The organism is Parafrankia irregularis (assembly GCF_001536285.1).
Classification (GTDB): Bacteria; Actinomycetota; Actinomycetes; order Frankiales; family Frankiaceae; genus Parafrankia; species Parafrankia irregularis.
In genome coordinates, this window is record NZ_FAOZ01000025.1 from 76,290 (window position 1) to 93,955 (window position 17,666).

The window sequence follows — 17,666 nt, forward strand, 5'->3', positions numbered from 1 at the left end:
ACTTAGGGGCCGGTGAGCTGTCCGTGGCGCGGCGTCCCCATCCCGCGCGGCATGGCTCGCGGGGAGACCGGCGTTGGCCTCGTCAGCCGTTCCACCGGGACCGGTAAGACCACGATCGCCACCTGGTCAGCTACCCAGCGTGGCTATGACGCGAGTCGGCGCCGTTTGTCGGTGGGGGGGAGTGTCTGCCGGTCGCGGACGGCTGGTAGGTCGTGTCAGCGGGAGTGAGCGCCGCTGGTGGTGAGGGCAGGAGGGTCGGGTCTGGGGTGGGCTGTTGGGGGTGGTGTGGGCGAGGCGGTAGGACTGGGTGCCGGTCTCGATGATGGGGCCACCGAATCGCCGAATCGGGATATCCCCGGCCCTATCCGTCATCATGGATGAGCCACGTGATGGCTAACTACGCCACGGTCGCCATGACGATCGCCGTGGCAGGATGAACTGCATGGGGCCGCCGCAGCCAACCCCCTACGACCGCGACCGTCGGTAGCCACCGATGGGCTCCGAACCAAGGCCGTGCTCCTCTAACCGTCGCAGGGAGGCCACGCCGAGCGCAGCGGCGGTTCGTGTCGTCGCGAGGTGCTCGTGATTCAGTCGTCGAATCCGACGGTCTCCGGAGTGAGCGGGCGTGCGGCTGGCCTGGTCTGGAAGCTGACGTTCCAGCCGTCATGTTCCGGTTCGCCGGCCATGGTGGCCTCCCATCGGTAACGCGTGCCCGCGGTCAGTGTCAGCGGCGGTAGGGTGATCGCGAGAGGGATCTGCAGGGGGGAGCCCTCGGCGAGGTCCTGGGTGCGGCCCGCCTCTATGATTGCTTCGAGCCGTACGGGCTGAGGCCCGGCCGGCCCGGGCTGGACGGCTGGTGCGCCGTCCTGATCGTGTAGCTCGAGTTGCAGCGTGAACGGTGAGTTCGCTCGGTCCCAGGGAACCTCGATCAGGATGCCGAGGGCGGACGGAGCAGGCGACGGCCCGATGAGGTTCCAGCCGCCGCCGAGAATGTACAGCTTGCCTTCCGAGACCTGGGCGGCATCGCAGAGGATCATGGTGAGTTTCACGGGCTACTCCTGATCTGCTCGTGCGGCGGGCGCAACGCGGCCAATCGGCAAGGGCTGGCTCTGCATCGCCGACGTAGGGCTGATACCTGTGGCCGTGAGGCGTTCGTTTCATCGCGATCAGACCGCCGCTCCCGGTGACCGTGAGGTTCAGGATCGCCGCAGGAGGCGGTCGTCGAACGCGATGTCGACAGTCTGCAGGAAGGACCCGGCACCTCCGCGGATATGCTCGCGGGTCGCGATCGCGACGGGGCAGATCGCCTGCGCCGAACGCCACACGCACGACGCCGCCGATCTCCGCGAGCACGCCCGGCCATCGAGTGGCCGCTTCACCTCGCGCCACAGCACGGCCGCGCGGGACGCGTCGCCGGCGGACTGCCTGGTCGGGTTCGGGCGCCAGCAGTAGTCTGAGCGTGCTGCGGGCGACAATCGCTTCAGACCCTGGCAGGCGTAATGGCCGAGGATGGCCACGGCGTCGTCGGCCGGCTCGGCCAGCCCGCCATCACGGTGCGCGATCATGATGGGCAGCTCGGACGAGCCGGACACCGTGGTGAACACAGTCGCCATGCTTGGTAAGCCGGCCAGCAGGTCGATGTGGCGGGTCCCACCGGCGCAGCACAGCGGACACAGGCCGGGTGTGGGCCGTTGGTCCGGCCGCAGTGCCAGCCAGGGCCGTCCGCCCCGCGCCGGGCGGTGTTGGCCTGGGCGAGGGCTCCAGGAGGGGGCATGGGTGGGTCCCAGTCCAGGTCGGCCGGGGCGGACACGTCGACGAGGCCGGGGCCAGATCCCGTTCTCGCTTGCGTAGCCAACCGCAAGACCCTCGGCGTCTGCCGCGCCTGCCACGAGGACATCCACGCCGGACGTCTCACACGCAGACCACGATGAGCACTGGAGAGCCCGCTGCTACGGAAAGCGGGCACGGCTGGTTCGGAGGGGGGCCGTCGGAAAAGGACCAGGCAACTGGCACCTCGCCGACGGCCTACCCTACGTCACGCCGGGATCTGTGGGAGCCCGGGGGTGTGATCCCCCCGGGCTCCCCGACCAATCATTCCTCGACGTTACCCATCGCTGATTGACGGTGGCCAGTGAAAAATCCCTGTATGTGGGGACAACCGCAGGCCGCCTACGGGGAGAACGAAATGGCCGTTGACATGGGTCGCCTTCGATGGCACGCGGCGCAGGTTCGCTGTCAAAGGACACCGATCTTGTCTACCGGTGTGGTGGACGCGCCGCCTGGCGCTCAAATCGATCGTCATCTGATCTTCCTTTCGGAGATCAGATCGTGCTCAATGCCGCGTGCATCTGGCGCTCGATGCCATGTCCGAAGCCAGATGGCTCGGTTCTCGGCGGTCACCAGAACAGGTGTGCGCGTTCGCCGGCGCAGAAGCGACGCGCGGCGATGAACAGGCGGAGGTAAAGCTGATCCAGTTTCAGGTAGTTGGGGATGAGGTCGGCCGTCGTCAGGGCGGCCTCGCGGTACTCAAGCCCGATGTCGGTGCGGGTGGCATAGCGGGCGGGCACGGTGTCGGTGTCACCGTCGGCGAGCTTGATCGCGTCGCCCAAGGCGATGTCCACCAGGCCGGATACCTCAGCATCGGCGAGTGGGATCTCCTCCAACGCCACGTCCAAGGGGATCAGATGCCAGTGTTGGAACTCGCGTTCGATGTAGTCGGGGGCGAGGGTGACGGCGGTCTGCCGCAGGCCGATCGGGTGCAGGTCGGCGTAGGCGACGGGCAGGCCGAGTTCCTCGTGGACTTCCCGCACGCCGTCGGCGATGGTCTCACCGGCCTGGTAGTGGCCGCCGACGGTGATGTCGGCGTAGTCGGGCCGGTCGAAGCTGTAGCGACCGGGGGCCTTCTTCTGGAGGAGCACGCGCCGGGTGGTGGGGTTGATCGCGAGTGCGGAGAAGGTGCGGTGCCACAAGCCCGTGGCGTGGGCGGCCTTCTTGTCCTCGGTGCCGACGGGTTCGTAGCGGTCGTTGAAAATATCGATCAGCGTCACGGTTGTCCTCAGGGGTGAACGGCGGGTTTCGTCTGGAGTTGCCAGTAGGTTTGGAGGGCTTCGAGGTATCGGTGTGGCTCACCGACGGTGACCCAGCGTCCGCTGATCCGGTGGACACGCACGTCGGCGATCCGGGCGATTTCACCCACGGCCACTCCGAGATCGACTTCTCCGCGGGCGTGTTCGGTCGGGACGAGCAGATCGAAGATCGACGGTCGCAGGATGAGTCGGGACACGACCGCGAGCGGTTCTACCACCGTGGCTGGATCGGGGCGTTGCCGGATGCCAAGGACGCGGTCGGGGTTGTCGGGATGGGTGTCGATCACACCGAACGAAGCGATGTCGGCGGGGGCTACGAGTTGCGCGGCGATCACCGCGTCGGCTCCGTCGTTGGCGAGGTCGCGCATCGCCGCGAGGTCGTGTCCGCCCAGCAGCACCTCGTCGCCGAACGCCACGGCGAAGGAATTCTGCGCGGAGAGTCTGTCCCGCAGGGTGAGTAGCGGGGTGCCGCTGCCGTAACCGTGCCCGAGGTCCTCGGCGATGGCCTCGACGGGCACACCGTCGTCGCGCAGCACATCCAGGTAGGCGGGCACGACGACATCATCGGGCCGGGTGGCGACGATGACAGTGGTGGCTCCGGCTCGGACACATTCGGAGATGACATGGTCGACGGCGGGCCGGTGCCCGACTGGCAGCATCTCCTTGGGGACGATCGTGCTGAAGGGCCGGAACCGTGTCGCGTGCCCCGCCGCGGTGACCACCGCTGTCCAGGCCTCTGGCATCACCGAATACCTCCCGTTGCGCTCTCAAGGATGCGGGCGAGGTCACTGATCGGGTTGTGCGCGCCGAAGTTCACCTCGATGCACGGCACGGCCGCCGCGATGTGTTCGATCGCGGCCCTTGCGTGGCGGTCGAGCTGGTCGTCCGTACTGCGGCGGGGGACCAGCCAGGGCCGGACCCAGAACTCGTCGCGGGGGGTGAAGCAGTTCGCTGCGACGATCCGGCGCGTCTCGGGGGCGGTCAGGCGGCGTGTCTGTGCCGGCTTGCTCGTATCGGCCAGCCGGGGCACCACGACCATCCGCAGCGCCGACCGTGAGATCAGGCGGGCACCGAACGCCTCGGCGAACTGGCGGGCGGTGAAGGCGTGCTTGACCGTCGAGCCGATGTCCGCGGGCATCCTGTCGAGCCCGCTGCCGGTGCCGGCGGTGCGTCGAACCAGGCTCTCCAGCTCGGGGAACGCTGCGATGGTGCCTCGCCCGGTCGGCACCGGAAGCGGCACCGCGACCGCGTGATCACCCTTGTGGAGGACAAGCCGATCGTTGGACATCAAAGCAGCGCCGGGTAACCGCAGCAGCGCCGCAGCCACGGTGGTCTTGCCCGCCCCACGGGGTCCGCAGACCATCACGGCCGTGCCGCCGACATCGACACCAGCCGCGTGGAAGATGACACCGCCGGCGTCTTCGTAGGTGCGCAGCATGGCCTCCCGGATGAGCCTGATCGGGTAGCGATGCGGGCGCACGGTCCCGGTATGGGTGAACAGATCGATGTCGTGGCCGTGCACGGTCACGGCGTACGCGCCCGGCTGGTGTTCCACCTTGTCCGTGGCGATGACGTAGCAACGGCGGCCCGTCGGGTCGTCGGCCGTCTGCATCAGCAGTCCCGGAACCGGTTCGATGAAGCTTGTGGTCGGCGAGCGCGTGATGGTCGCGACGACCTGGTGAAATGCCAGGTCGTCGGTGTGCACTCGGATGCTGAACCCGGCCAGATCGAGTTCCCCTGGTGGTGTCGTGAGGAAGTCCGACAGGTACGTCTGCTGGGTTGACAGCCATGTGGATGGTGCTGTGATCGCGAACGCCACATCTCCGGCGTGACAGTCCCACCTGGCCAGGGCCGCCGATGGATGGGCTGACGGTTTCATGTCAGGGCAAGCTCCTTCACTGCCTGGTCGGCCTGCCGGATGCGGCGGGCCCGTTCTGCTTCGGGTAGATCCCGGAACGCCCGTACGGAGGTCAGGGCGAAGAAGGTATGAGCGCTCGCAGGTTCGGCCTGCCCGGCCAGCGCGCGCAAGGCCAGCACGGCTCGCGTCCGGAACCACCATGCGGAGAACGACTCGACGGGCTGGGTAGCTGTCGGCGACACCAGGCATGCGAGATCCTCGCGTTGGCCTGCCGCCGCGGTGGCAGAGGGATGCAGGAGCGCGCGGGCGGCGTAGCCGATCATCGCGTCGAGGGTCACCGTGGTGTCGAAGCACAAGGCGTCGAACAGCTCCTCGAACAGGTTCGACGGCTCCGGACGCATGCTCGGGATGAGCGGTGGCAGCACGTCGACCAGCACGACGTGGTCCTCGGCGAGGCAGAAGTTCACCAGATTGGTGTCCACGCGGGCATCCGTGGCGTCCAGGGCGCGTACCCATCCGGCGATCTCGATGACCGCGTCGATGAAACGAGGCGGGTTGATGCTGGCGTGGTCGAGCAGCGTCGGGCCGGTGACCCAGCGATGCCGTACCGCGAGCGGCTGGGTGGATTCCACCGACAGGCGGGATGGCAGGGTGACTCCGGCTGCTCGCAGCGTGGACAGGTAGGCGTTCATGCCGGTCGCCCCGGCGTTCTGCGCCACTGCCGCGAACCGGGACCCCGCCGGGTGCTGTCCGTTCAACGTTTTGATCACGTCGTCGCCGTCGCGGCGATGCGCGGCGAAGTCACCCTGCTCGGTCATCGGGTGCTATTCCTGGCGCGGAGGAAGGCGTCGGCGTCGAGCACCATGGCGCGGAATTCCGCGAGCAGGTCCAGCCTGAGGCGGTTGGCCAGCGTGCCGGCGGCCGTGACCGCGCTGGCGCTGGCTGCCGGGATCGACGGCGGTGTGCCGGTGGGCTGGTGACGGAATCCGTCGTGCATCATCGCGGCTTCGGCGAGCTGGCCCACCGTGATCAGCAGGCGCAGGAAATGTTCGATCTCGCCGTCACGGCCTTCCGGTCCGGCTGTCGGAAGCGCGGCGGGCTCTGTGCCGGCCAGCGTGGGCACGCTGAGCGCGGCCAAGAGCACGTCGGCTAGTTCATCCCCGGTGTTCGTGATCGGCCGCTGCGGATCGTGGAGGCCGGTGGTGTCGGCTCCCCGCCGGCGGAGCAGACACAGGGCCAGGTGTCCGAGTTGGACGGTCATCTCGGCGGCGGCAGTGGTCGCGGTCCACGGCTGCGGCGCGGTGCCCGCGAACCCTGCCCGCAGCCGGCGCACGTCGGTCAGCGCGCCGGCCAGGTCCTCGGGTGTCATCGGGCATCACCGATGACCAGTGGGAGGGCGCCGGCTGTTCCGCTGCTCCAGTAGGGGTCGCTGTGCTGGCGCGCGATGCGTACCCGCATGCCAAGGTCTTGGGTCAGCGCGGCGGCGGCGCTCGTCGGCAGGACCGCATGGATCACGACTTCTCCATGGGGGTGGTCGAGGGTGAACGGCGTGTCGGGGTGGCCACGTCGGTTCAACGCGGTGCGAACGGCCGCCTCGGTCAGGGCGGGTCGGCTGAGAAGGTCGGCTTCGCAGCGGCGGCGTTGGGCGGCGGGGCAATGGTTGCGTGCCGTGCACACGCTGCTGCCGAACACCCCGAACCGGTCCGACTGGTCGAGTACATAGGCCAGGGCGCAGGAGTTCGTGTGGAACAACGGATAGCCGGGCCGGCGCCTATGAGTCGCGTGGATGAAGTCCCAGAACGCTTGGGGGTACACACATTCGGCCGCGGTGACACCCGGCGTGGTGGCCAGCTCCGACCACAGCTCGGCGAGTCGGGCCAACGCGGCGGACTCCACCTTCAGACCGGCAGCCACGGTGCAGCGTGCGTACTCCGCCGCCCAGTCGAAGACCGCTTCCATCGTGCCAGTGGTCGCGGACTCCGGGAACGCGGGCCGCCAGTAGTGCGCGACGGGGACGTCCGCGTCGGCCAGCCGAGGAAAGGTGGCCTTCAACTGGTCATGCCGGATGCCACGTTCCATGTCGCGCCCCAGGCCCGAATAGCTCAAATACACGATCGTCCGTAGTCCGGCCTGGCGAGCCGTGGTCACCACATGGAGTGTTTCATCGGGGATCGGGCATTTGGTGATCAGCACGAGGGGGTTGGAGATCTGCCGCTCTACCAGCACGGCCAGCAGGTCGGCGAGGTGCGCGCGGGAACTCGGCAGCGCCATCACATCGGTCCAGGTGTACAGCGCCACCGGGCGATCCGGCGCGTAGTACGGCGAGGCGGTTAGCATGTCGACCGTTTCCACCGGAGTGGCCAACTGCTCGGGCCGGACGGCGGTCTGCCCGCGCTCATTCAGAAAACAGTACGAGCAGGCCTTTGGACAGCCCTGGATGGGGTTCACCGCGATCCACGTAGCGTGCTGGTCGACAACGGCGGTCCTCGTACGGCGCGAGTGATGGACCCGGCGTGCATCTACGCCGAGGCGGCTTTCCATGGTCTCCACGCTCCTTGTCAGTCTGGGCAGAGCCTGTCAACCCCGGTGAGACATCAGGCGGCGGCTTGGTTGGTCGGTGGAGCAGCTTCGGTCCCGATGATCGCGGGGACTGGTTGATCCATGCCTCGCTCGGGCATGTGGGCGGGGTTGGTCGGTATCCTCAGTGACGACACGGACACCGAGATCTCGGCTCCCCGCTGCGGGAGGCACCTCCGCCGCCAGGGCACCGTCGGCAAGCCGATGCAGAGCTGCGGGCCGGCGGACCCGGTGACCGGTATGGTCAGACAGGCAAACTCGCTGAGGGCCGTAGCACGCGGCTGCCGTAGGTCGGTGGCGGCCATCGCCGTGAGATTGCGGTTCCTCTTGATGACCGGAGGGTCATCAATGGTCATGTGCGACTCCCGGGTTCCGCGGTGTTCGCTGTGTCGGCACATGGTGCGGGCTGGTCGCGCTGGTCGCGCTGGTGAGCAGGATGACGGCGGCGATGTGGATCTGTGTACGGGCCGCGTCGCGGCTGGCCTGGTTCTGCGCGGCGTCGTAGCGGTCGAGGGCGGCGCGTAGCGCGGTCCATTCCGGTGAGGCCGGGTCGATGGGCGGGGTAAACAGCGCGAGCATCCGGGCGATATCCCCCGGTGGGGTGATCTCGGGCAGGGCCGCCATGCGCGCGGTGAGCACGATCGGGCGTAGGGCGACTGGAACGAGAGGAACGTGGGGGGTCACGCGATCCGCACAGCCCGTATCGCCCGGTGGACGCCGGTGTCATGGTCGATGGTCTTCGACACGGGCGGGGCCGTCCCATCCCCTGGGCTGAGCGGCAGGGCACGGGTGGTGGGACTGGGATTGGTCATCACGCACGTCGCGCTGCCGTGCGGGTTGGCTGTCCGACCGCGGTGGCGGGTGGGGGCGTCCTGGGCGGGGCGGCCCTGGCGCCGGGAAGGTGCCAGTCGTCCAGGGCTCGTAGCCCGTCGACGACCCGGCGCAGCAGCGCCGGATTCTCCTCAAAGGTCACCGGCCTAATCGGATCTGGGGTGGGCTGTGCCGTGCGCTGTTCCAGCCGCCCCGCCTCGGTCCCCGGTTGCATCGGCTGCAGTTCCGCCCGTATCTCACCCCAGACGACTTTTCCGCCCGATTTGACCCGATACCACGACCATGTGCTGCACAGCGCATCAACCAGGACCAGGCCACGTCCGTCCTCGCTGAACGCCTCCGGACTCCCGATCCGGGGACCGACGTCGCTGCTGTCCCACACCTCCACCACGACCTGCCCGCTCGTCGCCGTCAGCCGCACGGCCACCACATCCTGCGGACGGCTCACCTTCACGGCGTTGGAGGCGAGCTCTCCCACGACGAGTTCGACGGTGCTCACGGCGTCGGTGTCCACCGACCACCCGATCAGCGTGCCTGCGGTCCTCGCGCGCACCTCGGGCACAGCGGCCACGGTCGGCGGGAAATGCGCCACCGCCACCCGGATCATCGGCGACCGGTCGGCCGCTGTCACGCCGAGCCCCTCACGCTGCGGCCGGCGCACGACTGGTGCGGATGCCGATGATCGTGACGTTCATGCATGCACTGGCCGGTGTCGCTGTTGATGGCGCGTGCAGTGACCGCAGGTCACAGCCAGGCAGGACGACGAACTCAGCCCAGGCCACCAGCTCACAGCGCGCGTGGGACAGGCGGCGGCTGACCTTCGCCACATGGTCATCAACGGTCAGGGAAAGACGGGTACGTGCCTGCCGCATTCGCCCGTGCGCAGACACGTGGGCGCTGTCGAAGTCGGCGAACGCCCCGAGCGCGTCCGGCTCCCACACCACGAACCGGCGATCATCTTTAGCCCTCTCCCCTCGGCCTGCCTTGGCAGGTTCCTGCCTGGTCTCTCCCGAGTCGTCCATCACGCTCTCCCTGCCATGCCCTTGCCAGTGGAGGTGGGGGATCAGCTCCTAGCCCTCGGGGGACGGCACGCGGTGAGGGCCGGGAGGCTGATCATGGCGGCGCGCACCCCGGCTGTCTCCATCCCACCGAGCGGGGGTAACGGAGCGCTGAGGGGGACCTGCTCACAGCATAATGATGAAGCACTACAGCTTTAGATGCAAGTGCATCTGTACTGTAGTTGTGGCGGTGTGGTCCTACCCGACGCCGGAGGACGAGGGGTGGGAGACTCGCCCAGCACGGGAAAGTCAGCCCAGACGTTCCAGACAGGAGGAAGCGTTGGCGCGTCAAGCGTCGGGAACTACCGTCCGCAGCCGCCGGCTCGGTCGAGAGCTACGCCGGTTGCGCGAGGCGGCCAACGTATCCGTGGAGCGGGCGTCGGAGGTGCTCCGCTGCTCCGTACAGACGATCTACCGCCAGGAGAATGGCGCGGTGTCGGTCAGGCTGAAGGATGCGAACGATCTTCTTGCCCTGTACCGCGTCGCCGACGCTGCGACCCGCGAAGCCGTTCTCGAACTGGCGAAGACCACGACTCAGCAAGGCTGGTGGCGACCGTACGGTGATGTCGTGCCCCGGTGGCTCCAGGTCTACATCGGGTTGGAAGGCGACACCACGGAGATCAAGGACTACCACTCCGCGGTCGTGCCCGGTCTCCTCCAGACGCGGGACTACGCCAATGCCGTGATCCGTACGGACTGGCTTGCCGCTGAGGAGGAGGTAGCGAAGCGTCTCGACCTGCGGGCCGACAGGCAGGCGAGGGTACTCGGAACGAACCCGCCGAAGGTGGATGTCGTCCTTGACGAAGCCGTACTACGGCGACCAGTCGGTGGCCGGCACGTCCATCGGTCCCAGCTCGGCCACCTCCTGGATGTGGGCAGCCGTGACGATGTCACGATCCAGGTCGCGCCGTACAGCATCGGGGCGCACCCCCCGCTCGGGACGCCTTTCACGTATCTGGGGTTCACCGACGAAGATGATCCTGACGTTGTGTACATAGAGATCCCGACTGGAAGCCTGTACATCGAGAAGCCGCAAGAAGTGAGGCACTACCAGCATATCTTCGATCGGCTACAGACAGAGGCTCTGTCGGCTGAGGCGTCAACCGACAAGATCGCAAGTGTGATGAAGGAGTTGTAAGGGGATGAGCACGGAACTCCCGGGCGGGCTGACCTGGGTGAAGGCGACCGCGTCCAACGACAAGGGGGCATGCGTCGAGGTCGCTAAGCTGCCCGACGGCGGTCGGGCTGTCCGTCACTCGCAGGACCCGGACGGCCCAATGCTGCGTTACACCGAGGCCGAGTGGACGGCGTTCCTGGACGGCGCGCGAAAGGGCGAGTTCGGCTGAGGCCGTGACCAGAAAAAGCGATAGCTCCGATTTCACCACCGCCACGGGGATGGCGCTCCGCGACCTGCCGGGGCGCCATCCCGTTCCGCTCACGAGAAAGGCAACCGCGGTCGGTCCCTGCCGGCATCGATTCGCTCGCGATCACCGACCGTGAGCCTGACCGACGGCGCGGCGCTCCACCCGCGCAGGGGTTGCCTCGGCAGCAGCGCGTGCGAGCCGGGCAATGCCGGCACGAGCACGACCCAGTGGGCCTCCACCGCTCGAAACCGAAGCCCACAGCGAGTGAACACACACGCTCGTAGGCGTCGTACATCACGCTCAGGGCCAGTTCGACGCATGGCCCCGCCTTCCGGCTGGTGCCGAACTGCGGCCTGGTGACTTGGTGTTCTTTGGTGGCGGCCCGGCGGAGTCACTCATGTCGGCCTCTACCTGGGAGTCCGGGACGGCCGGCCGGTGATGGTGGACGCGCCTCATCGAGGCGCGCCGTCATCCGGGTCGAGGCGTTCCCGACCGTAGGGGTCGCCTGGGGTGCGGACATCTACCTGGGCGCCACCCGACCCGCCTCTGACCATCGACCTTGAGTCAACGGGGCGAAGAGACGAGGAGACACGCGCAAACAACTCGCAGGAGATTGCCAGTTGGACGAATCACGTCTTCTTCGCCGATCGAGGAGGAGGTAAGGGATACCGAAAGGGATCATTAATGTGGGTGGGGTGTGAGGGGTCGGGTCCGCCGGCCCCGCCGGCAAGGGAGTTCCGGTCGACACTGGTGCCTGGCTGAATCAGGCCGCATCTGGTTGCCGGCGTGGCGGGCGCTTGCGGAGACGTAGTTTCGCGTAAACGGCCCGGGTCGACGTCTTGGCGGTCCGTGCCGCGAGGTCCTCGAAGTAGACCCAGAAGTTTGGTATATGTTCTCGCTCTGCGTAGACGTATGGTGCCAGGGCGTCCCACAGATACACGATCGATTCGCCGTAGGAGCCGATAACCAGGTCTTCGCTGATCACCTGGTGCGCGATGAGTTTACCAAGGTCGTCATAGATCAGCCCGATGGTATTGGCCTGGTCGCGTGCCTGCTGCGGCAGATCACGCCAGGCGCATCCGGCGGCGTGCTCCCTCGACAACCTGTTCAGGATGTATTCCTGCGCCTCGAACCACTCCGGGTAGCGCGACGCCTTGAAGGCATCGAGAACCACGGGCAGGTGGTTCGCGCGGCAGTGTTGCATCGGCGAAGTCCGCCATCACGCGGCTGCGGATCAGTCATGATCGAACGATGCGCCGACGTCGTGTCCGTCCACCGGTTCCGACGTCGGCGTTCGTCGGTTCCGGTTCCCGCCCGAGGTGATCGTGCTGGCGGTCCGCTGGTACCTACGGTTCGCGCTGTCGTACCGGGACGTCGAGGAGCTGCTCGCTGAGCGCGACATCGAAGTTGATCACGTAACTGTGTACCGATGGGTCCAACGCTTCACGCCCTTGCTGGTCGACGCCGCGCGGCCATGTCGGCACCGCCCTGGGGACAGGTGGTTCGTCGACGAAACCTACGTCAAGATCTCCGGCCGGTGGACGTACCTGCACCGGGCGGTTGACCAGCACGGACACGTCATCGACGTCCTCGCCAGCGAACGACGCGACCAGGCCGCGGCCCGAAAGTTCTTCACCGCGGCGCTGTCTCACGGCCGCCGGCCGGTCGAGGTCACCACCGACAAGGCCCCTGTCTACCCTCGGGTCCTCGACGAGCTGCTTCCCGGCGCCCGCCACGTCGACGCCGCGCGGGAGAACAACCGGATCGAATCCGACCACAGCCGCCTGAAAGCCAGACTCCGACCCATGCGCGGGTTGAAACGCCTGCGCTCTGCCCAGACGATCAGCGTAGGGCATGGTCGGGTAACGGGGGCGCATTGCTGCGTCCCCGTCCCCTCAGAACCGTGCGTGCGCCTTCCAACGCACACGGCTCAAGCAGCCCATTTTGGCTTTGCAGTCTCTGCAGTTGCTGTCCGTGTCAACTGCGTCTGCTGCCGGGTTGGCGGCGGGCGCAGTCAGCGTGCATGTATATCCCCATGTGCATGGTTTGGGTCGTGCTTGTGTGGCGTCCAGCCCGGCCGTCCGCGTTTCCTGTGATGATGTCCTTTCGTTCGATCGCCTTGCGGATTGCGCGGAACCAGTTCTCCCATTCGCCGGGGAGGTTCGGGGTGCGGTCGGCGAACAGCAGACTGTGGCCACAACCCGGGCACCTGCCGTCCTGTACGCGCAGGGCGTGTTGGATGGACGATGCCAATGGTGGGCTGTGACGGGTCTGCCGCCGACGTCGGTCGGCCCAGTAATCGGCAAGGGCCGGGTCGTCCGGTGACGACCGGCCCGCGACCATGACGTGCCGGATGATCGGAGTCCAGGCGTATTTATGCAGGTAGGCGCCGGTCTTGTGGTCTCCGAACACCCACTGATCGTTCCTGGACTCGTTGAATGGGCCCCAGTAGCGCTTTATGATCCACTGTCGGCCTTTGTTGGGGTGGGCGCCCCGAGCCCACTGGTCGAGTTGCACCCAGAGGACCCGGTCCAGATCGCTGAACGCCTTCTTTGCCACCCCTGTCCGGTAGTAGGCCGCCTGCCCCCTGATGACGGGGTTCAGCTTGCCTATCACGGCCGAGGCGGGCTGTCCCCGCAGCGCCCGCAGTTCGGCCTTCATCCGCCGCCGTATCCTGACCAGCGCCTCCTCGCTGGGTTTTATAAGAATTTTCGGGCCGTCCTTCGTCGGGTAACGGCGGACGTTGAATGAGAGGAAGTCGAAGCCCTCGGTGTCGGTGGTGATCCGGGTCTTTGCGTCGTTGAGACGCAGACCCTTCGGAGCCAGCCACACAGCAAGGCACTCCCGCGCCGCTTCGGCCTGTTCCCGGCTGTGGCACAGCACGACCAGGTCGTCGGCGTAGACGACGACGGCGGGGCAGTCCCGGGCCAGTTCTCCATTCTTCCGATATCTGACCCCGACGGCTTCCTCTATGCCCTGCAGCGCTATATTGAGTAGCAGCGGCGAAATGACCCCGCCCTGGGGAGTTCCTTCCGGGGTCGGGGCGTATCGGTTGTTGTCCACCACCCCTGCCCGCAACCACCCTGCTATCTGATCCTTCCCAGGGAATCCGCGGAGGCGGCCGAGCAGGTGGCGATGGTCGATTCTGTCGAACGCGGCCTGTAGATCCGCGTCGAGGATCCACCCGCGTTTCGCCCCTTTCTTTCCCAGCAGGGAGAAGATCTTCTCGATCGCGTCATGGCAGCCTCGTCCGGGCCGGAAGCCATACTGGCTGGCATCCAGCCGGGCTTCCCACTCGGGTTCCAACGCGTTCTTGACCCGGTTCTGCTGGGCGCGGTCCGCGATGACGGGTATACCGAGTGGTCTGCTTTTTCCATTTTTCTTGGGGACGTGCACCCGTCGGACGGGGAGTGGGACCGTGCCCGATCCGCAGCGATGCAGCCAATGGGCCAACGAGGCCCGCTGCCGAGAGGTCATGGCGACCTCGCCGTCCACTCCCGGAGTCCTTCGGCCGGAGTTGCGCTGGCTTACCTGCCGCACGCTGACCAACGTGTTGGCACGGCTGCGCAACATCAGTCTCTGTAGATTTCGGGCGCGCTTCATATCGCCTGCCTGCGTCGCCTTGAAGATCCTCTGCCGTAACCGCGCTACCTGCCTGTCCTGAGACAACCAGTCGAGGGCATCCCAGTCCGGTAGGTCCTCGGGTCCGTTCACCCCGGCTTCGGGCACGGCCGATACCGCCACCACGGCGGTGCTGGTCGTGTCCTTCACCGAAGCGCCCAACGTGCCCCTCGGACTCGGGCGGTTCCTGGTCATCGGTGTGTTCAAAGGGCCACCTGGCTCACGTCAGCTCCCTTTCGGGCCCAGGCACGGGTCAGGCCTGGTATACGGCCAGTTATGCGGGCGCGGCCGGTTGAAGGCCCCGCCATCTGCACCCGCCTTCCTGTCACCTTTCGGCTGCCGCCCTTCGCTTCTTGAGTCATCCTTTCCCGCCACAGTATTAAGCCCCCCTCACGGTCGGCTTACCGGAGCCGGTCAGCTCTCCGGACCTCGACGGGGTTTCCGCGTTCCACACATGTGAGATACAGCCGGGATTGGGTGCCCTCTCTACCCCGGGGCCATGGTGCTCATACGGCCAGAGGAAAGAACCCCAGCCGCCATCGCCGTCTCCCAGCGGCAGGCCCTGGACGCCGGTCTTGTATTCCATCTCCGGCGCTTCTGATTACGAGGCTTCCATCAAGGGTTCACCTTATTCACCCTTCCGGCCTTCCCCTCGCCTGTTCCCGACGGATGGACATCGGTTCTTGGGCTTTTCCCCGGGCTTCACACCCAGCCGCATGGGGTGCATGCGGCGCGCGTGCCAGGGCGGGGACGGGCTCCCGAGCACTAGCCCGGAGACTCAGTACCGATCACCGGCCCTCCATCACTGGTCTCACTCACTCTGTGCGACTTCGTCGTCGCATCGTTCGTCCAGAACATCCGCCGCGGCCACTACGAACTTGGGATCGGCACTGACCCGCACGCACGGCTGACAGCCGCGTTTACCGAGCTCACCCTCGCGATCTGATCACCCGCTCGACAGGGGCAACCATGCCCTGCCTTCCCCCAACGCAACAGACCCCGCTCCAGCACCCCGGGCAGCTGTTCGCGGAAGGTCTGCCGGCAGCCACGGTCGGGCAGACTAGCCGACGGACCCGCACGATCACAGCACCCGGCGGGCGTCGATCGCGACATCCGCCAGCGTCCACTCGTGATAGCTGTGCACCCGCGAGGTCACGACCCCGCAACCCGGGCAGGCCACCGGCCCCTCAGATGTCCGGGCCCGCACTCGGACCGGACCAGACTGCCCTCGCCGGCCGCATCCTCGATGACCAGCGGCGACAGACCCGGAAACACCAGCTTAACCAGACGATTCGTTCCCGACATGACCATCGTGTCGCCTCACGCCGAGCGGATCGGCCGCCTTCCAACGTGAGGCCTAGCCGTGGACCATGCTCCGTCACCACCGAAGGCGAGCCAGAGCCGATAAAGAGGATCATGAATATCGACGTACGTCGCGCAACGTGATCGTCGGACATGCGCGTCATCTCCGGAGCGGTCATCGTGGGCCTACATGGCTGAAGGAGGCCGGCCCTTGACGGATGGCGGCATCGAGACCCGAGGGGACAGGACGCCCTCGGCGGGCCGGGTGCGCGGCGTGCGGGCTCGGCCCGTCACGGATCGGACCTTCCATATCCTGCTGGCGCTGGTGACGGCGCTGTTCGTACCAGCGGCCGCGGGCCAGCTGGCCTTCTCCGGTCAGCCGCGGCTGGTCGCCCAGGCGACGGCTCTGTTCGTCTGCGGCGTGGCGTCGACCGTGTTCGCGGTCATCGGCATCGCGCGCACACGCGGCATCGGCCGTAGGTGGCGGGTGCTGGTCGCCGCCGGCCCACTCTCCGCGCTTCCCAGCGCGGTCGAATGGACACGCCAGTACTCTTCCGGTGATCCGCTGGAACTTCAGCTGACGCCCAGCGAGAGCCTGTTCCTGATCGCTCCGCTCCTCACGGTCGCAGGCCTGATCTGCGTGCCCGCCCGCACCGGCGACGGGCCGACCCGAGCGCCTCCGGACAGTGGCTGGTGGCCGCGGTACTCCCACGCGGTCATCGCACTGGACAGCCTGATGATCATCCTGTCCATCCTCATGATCGCTTGGTTCGCTGTGCTGCGGGACATCACCCACAGCAGGATCAGCGGGACGTCGTTCGTCATCGCGGTCACCTTCGTGGTCGTCTTGGCGCTGCCGGTGGTGGTTCTGGTACTCGTGGCGACCTTCCGCCGGCCCCGCAACGGCCGCGCGGTCGCCCTGCTCGGTGCCGGCCTCGTCGTGCTCGCCGCGTCCGAAACGGTGCTGGTCCAGCTCAGCCTGCCTGACCCGGACGGCGCGGAGGGCAGCATGCCGACATGGCTCGGAGCGGCCGCGGGTCCACTGCTGGTCGCCCTCGCCATGATCGCCCCCGAGCGGGACAGCCGGCCACCCGCGCCTGCGGTCGCCTGCCCCACAGCCAGCCGATTCCTCTGGTCGGGGCAGGAGGTCCGTCACTGGCTGCACGCCTATCTGCCCTATCTGCCGCTCAGCGTCGCCGCGGCGCTCGTCCTGGCAAGCGCCCTGCGCGACGGTGGGTTGTACGGGCTGCCCCTCTACCTGGCGATCTGCCTCGCCATGCTGGTCAGCCTCCGCCAGATCGTCATAATCGCGGAGAACCGCCGGCTGGTCAGCGATGTACGGCGTGCGCACCAGCGGCTTGAGTACCAGGCGCATCACGACGGGCTGACCGGCCTGGCCAACCGCGTCCTGTTCACCCGCGAGCTCGAGAAGGCGGTGACCGCGCACCGCCGACACGGAACACCCGTCGTCGTGTTGTTCTGCGATATCGACCACTTCAAGACCGTCAACGACACGTATGGCCATTCCGCCGGCGACGAACTCCTCCGTACGGTCGCAGCCCGCCTGCACACCGCCATACGCGACGGTGACCTCGCCGCCCGTCTCGGCGGCGACGAGTTCGCCGTCCTCCTCACCGGCACCAGTACCGACGCCAGCCCCCACACTGTCGGCGAGCAGTGCGCCCGACGGATCGCGATCGGCATGCTCCGGCCCATCACCCTGGCCGGTCGCCCTGCGCGGATACAGATCAGTATCGGTCTGGCGATCGCCGACGGGCGGCAGCCCTCCACCTCCGCCGAACAGATACTCCATCAGGCCGATACCCGTATGTATGACGCGAAGCGCAGGCGGGCGAAACCCCGACGAAGAACCCTGGCTATCTGACGGCCTGGACTGCCGGACGGCACGACAGCGTCGTGCCGAGGGCGTGGGCGAGCGTACGCGCCAAGGCGCATCGGGTCACGTCCA

General features: G+C 67.3%; 16 protein-coding genes and 3 pseudogenes. 5 read left to right on the forward strand and 14 right to left on the reverse strand.

Annotation, left to right across the window (positions count from 1 at the left end; all coding sequences use genetic code 11):
* Positions 1-587: 587 nt before the first annotated feature.
* The 11 genes from AWX74_RS28290 to AWX74_RS40910 all read right to left on the reverse strand — a co-directional run bounded on the left by AWX74_RS28290 (position 588) and on the right by AWX74_RS40910 (position 9,374).
* A complete protein-coding gene (locus AWX74_RS28290; protein ID WP_054571075.1) occupies positions 588-1,049 on the reverse strand; it encodes a DUF6941 family protein in 462 nt (153 codons plus the stop codon).
* A gap of 147 nt (positions 1,050-1,196) precedes the next feature.
* Complete coding sequence (locus tag AWX74_RS28295) at positions 1,197-1,604, reverse strand: hypothetical protein (RefSeq protein WP_131799554.1); 408 nt, start codon at positions 1,602-1,604, stop codon at positions 1,197-1,199.
* 792 nt (positions 1,605-2,396) lie between these two features.
* Entirely contained in the window at positions 2,397-3,047 is a 651-nt protein-coding gene (locus AWX74_RS28300; RefSeq protein ID WP_054571073.1) for an NUDIX hydrolase, read from the reverse strand.
* Between the two features lie 8 nt (positions 3,048-3,055).
* On the reverse strand, positions 3,056-3,829 hold the full coding sequence (locus AWX74_RS28305; RefSeq protein WP_091283123.1) for a sugar phosphate nucleotidyltransferase: 774 nt from the start codon (positions 3,827-3,829) through the stop codon (positions 3,056-3,058).
* Positions 3,829-4,965, reverse strand: a complete 1,137-nt coding sequence (locus AWX74_RS28310; RefSeq protein ID WP_063793341.1) for a hypothetical protein — start codon at positions 4,963-4,965, stop codon at positions 3,829-3,831. The genes AWX74_RS28305 and AWX74_RS28310 overlap by 1 nt, the downstream gene beginning before the upstream one ends.
* A complete protein-coding gene (locus tag AWX74_RS28315) occupies positions 4,962-5,762 on the reverse strand; it encodes a hypothetical protein (RefSeq protein WP_054571070.1) in 801 nt (266 codons plus the stop codon). Before AWX74_RS28315 ends, AWX74_RS28310 begins: the two co-directional genes overlap by 4 nt.
* A complete protein-coding gene (locus AWX74_RS28320; protein ID WP_054571069.1) occupies positions 5,759-6,313 on the reverse strand; it encodes a hypothetical protein in 555 nt (184 codons plus the stop codon). The genes AWX74_RS28315 and AWX74_RS28320 overlap by 4 nt, the downstream gene beginning before the upstream one ends.
* Positions 6,310-7,485 (reverse strand): hypothetical protein, encoded by a 1,176-nt coding sequence (locus AWX74_RS28325; protein WP_054571068.1) that lies wholly within the window; start codon positions 7,483-7,485, stop codon positions 6,310-6,312. Before AWX74_RS28325 ends, AWX74_RS28320 begins: the two co-directional genes overlap by 4 nt.
* Positions 7,486-7,866: 381 nt before the next feature.
* Positions 7,867-8,205 (reverse strand): hypothetical protein, encoded by a 339-nt coding sequence (locus tag AWX74_RS28330; protein ID WP_235498444.1) that lies wholly within the window; start codon positions 8,203-8,205, stop codon positions 7,867-7,869.
* A gap of 127 nt (positions 8,206-8,332) precedes the next feature.
* Positions 8,333-8,983, reverse strand: coding sequence for an ATP-binding protein (locus AWX74_RS28335; protein WP_083473917.1), 651 nt, complete (start codon positions 8,981-8,983; stop codon positions 8,333-8,335).
* 10 nt (positions 8,984-8,993) lie between these two features.
* On the reverse strand, positions 8,994-9,374 hold the full coding sequence (locus AWX74_RS40910; protein ID WP_193209800.1) for a hypothetical protein: 381 nt from the start codon (positions 9,372-9,374) through the stop codon (positions 8,994-8,996).
* Between the two features lie 316 nt (positions 9,375-9,690).
* Between AWX74_RS40910 and AWX74_RS28345 the strand changes: the two genes are divergently transcribed.
* Together AWX74_RS28345 and AWX74_RS28350 are read left to right on the forward strand one after the other, a co-directional pair.
* On the forward strand, positions 9,691-10,548 hold the full coding sequence (locus tag AWX74_RS28345; protein ID WP_054571065.1) for a DUF5753 domain-containing protein: 858 nt from the start codon (positions 9,691-9,693) through the stop codon (positions 10,546-10,548).
* A 4-nt stretch (positions 10,549-10,552) separates the two neighbouring features.
* Entirely contained in the window at positions 10,553-10,756 is a 204-nt protein-coding gene (locus tag AWX74_RS28350; RefSeq protein WP_054571064.1) for a DUF397 domain-containing protein, read from the forward strand.
* Between the two features lie 781 nt (positions 10,757-11,537).
* Here AWX74_RS28350 and AWX74_RS28355 read toward each other — a convergent pair.
* The gene (locus AWX74_RS28355; protein WP_054571063.1) at positions 11,538-11,978 is read right to left on the reverse strand and encodes a DUF4760 domain-containing protein; all 441 of its coding nucleotides are present in this window, start codon (positions 11,976-11,978) and stop codon (positions 11,538-11,540) included.
* A 47-nt stretch (positions 11,979-12,025) separates the two neighbouring features.
* Here AWX74_RS28355 and AWX74_RS28360 point away from each other — a divergent pair.
* Positions 12,026-12,631 (forward strand): annotated as a pseudogene (locus AWX74_RS28360) (IS6 family transposase); the annotation flags it as partial.
* A 120-nt stretch (positions 12,632-12,751) separates the two neighbouring features.
* Here AWX74_RS28360 and AWX74_RS28365 read toward each other — a convergent pair.
* Positions 12,752-14,545 carry a reverse transcriptase domain-containing protein gene (locus AWX74_RS28365; RefSeq protein ID WP_200931445.1) on the reverse strand — a complete coding sequence of 598 codons (1,794 nt, stop codon included), beginning with the start codon at positions 14,543-14,545 and terminating at the stop codon, positions 12,752-12,754.
* A gap of 691 nt (positions 14,546-15,236) precedes the next feature.
* On the opposite strand from AWX74_RS28365, the pseudogene AWX74_RS41605 reads away from it, so the two are divergent.
* A pseudogene (locus AWX74_RS41605) lies at positions 15,237-15,341 on the forward strand (IS6 family transposase); the annotation flags it as partial.
* Positions 15,342-15,394: 53 nt separating this feature from the next.
* Here AWX74_RS41605 and AWX74_RS41610 read toward each other — a convergent pair.
* Positions 15,395-15,706, reverse strand: a pseudogene (locus AWX74_RS41610) (transposase family protein); the annotation flags it as partial.
* 202 nt (positions 15,707-15,908) lie between these two features.
* On the opposite strand from AWX74_RS41610, the gene AWX74_RS28370 reads away from it, so the two are divergent.
* Entirely contained in the window at positions 15,909-17,582 is a 1,674-nt protein-coding gene (locus AWX74_RS28370) for a diguanylate cyclase (RefSeq protein WP_161934841.1), read from the forward strand.
* Positions 17,583-17,666: the final 84 nt, after the last annotated feature.

What these genes read in the sequence shown, in the direction of transcription:
- AWX74_RS28315 (WP_054571070.1), bottom strand. Translation starts at nt 5,762, where the DNA reads ATGACCGAGCAGGGTGACTTCGCCGCGCATCGCCGCGACGGCGACGAC.
- AWX74_RS28325 (WP_054571068.1), bottom strand. Translation starts at nt 7,485, where the DNA reads ATGGAAAGCCGCCTCGGCGTAGATGCACGCCGGGTCCATCACTCGCGC.
- AWX74_RS28310 (WP_063793341.1), bottom strand. Translation starts at nt 4,965, where the DNA reads ATGAAACCGTCAGCCCATCCATCGGCGGCCCTGGCCAGGTGGGACTGT.
- AWX74_RS28320 (WP_054571069.1), bottom strand. Translation starts at nt 6,313, where the DNA reads ATGACACCCGAGGACCTGGCCGGCGCGCTGACCGACGTGCGCCGGCTG.
- AWX74_RS28355 (WP_054571063.1), bottom strand. Translation starts at nt 11,978, where the DNA reads ATGCAACACTGCCGCGCGAACCACCTGCCCGTGGTTCTCGATGCCTTC.
- AWX74_RS28305 (WP_091283123.1), bottom strand. Translation starts at nt 3,829, where the DNA reads ATGCCAGAGGCCTGGACAGCGGTGGTCACCGCGGCGGGGCACGCGACA.
- AWX74_RS40910 (WP_193209800.1), bottom strand. Translation starts at nt 9,374, where the DNA reads ATGGACGACTCGGGAGAGACCAGGCAGGAACCTGCCAAGGCAGGCCGA.
- AWX74_RS28350 (WP_054571064.1), top strand. Translation starts at nt 10,553, where the DNA reads ATGAGCACGGAACTCCCGGGCGGGCTGACCTGGGTGAAGGCGACCGCG.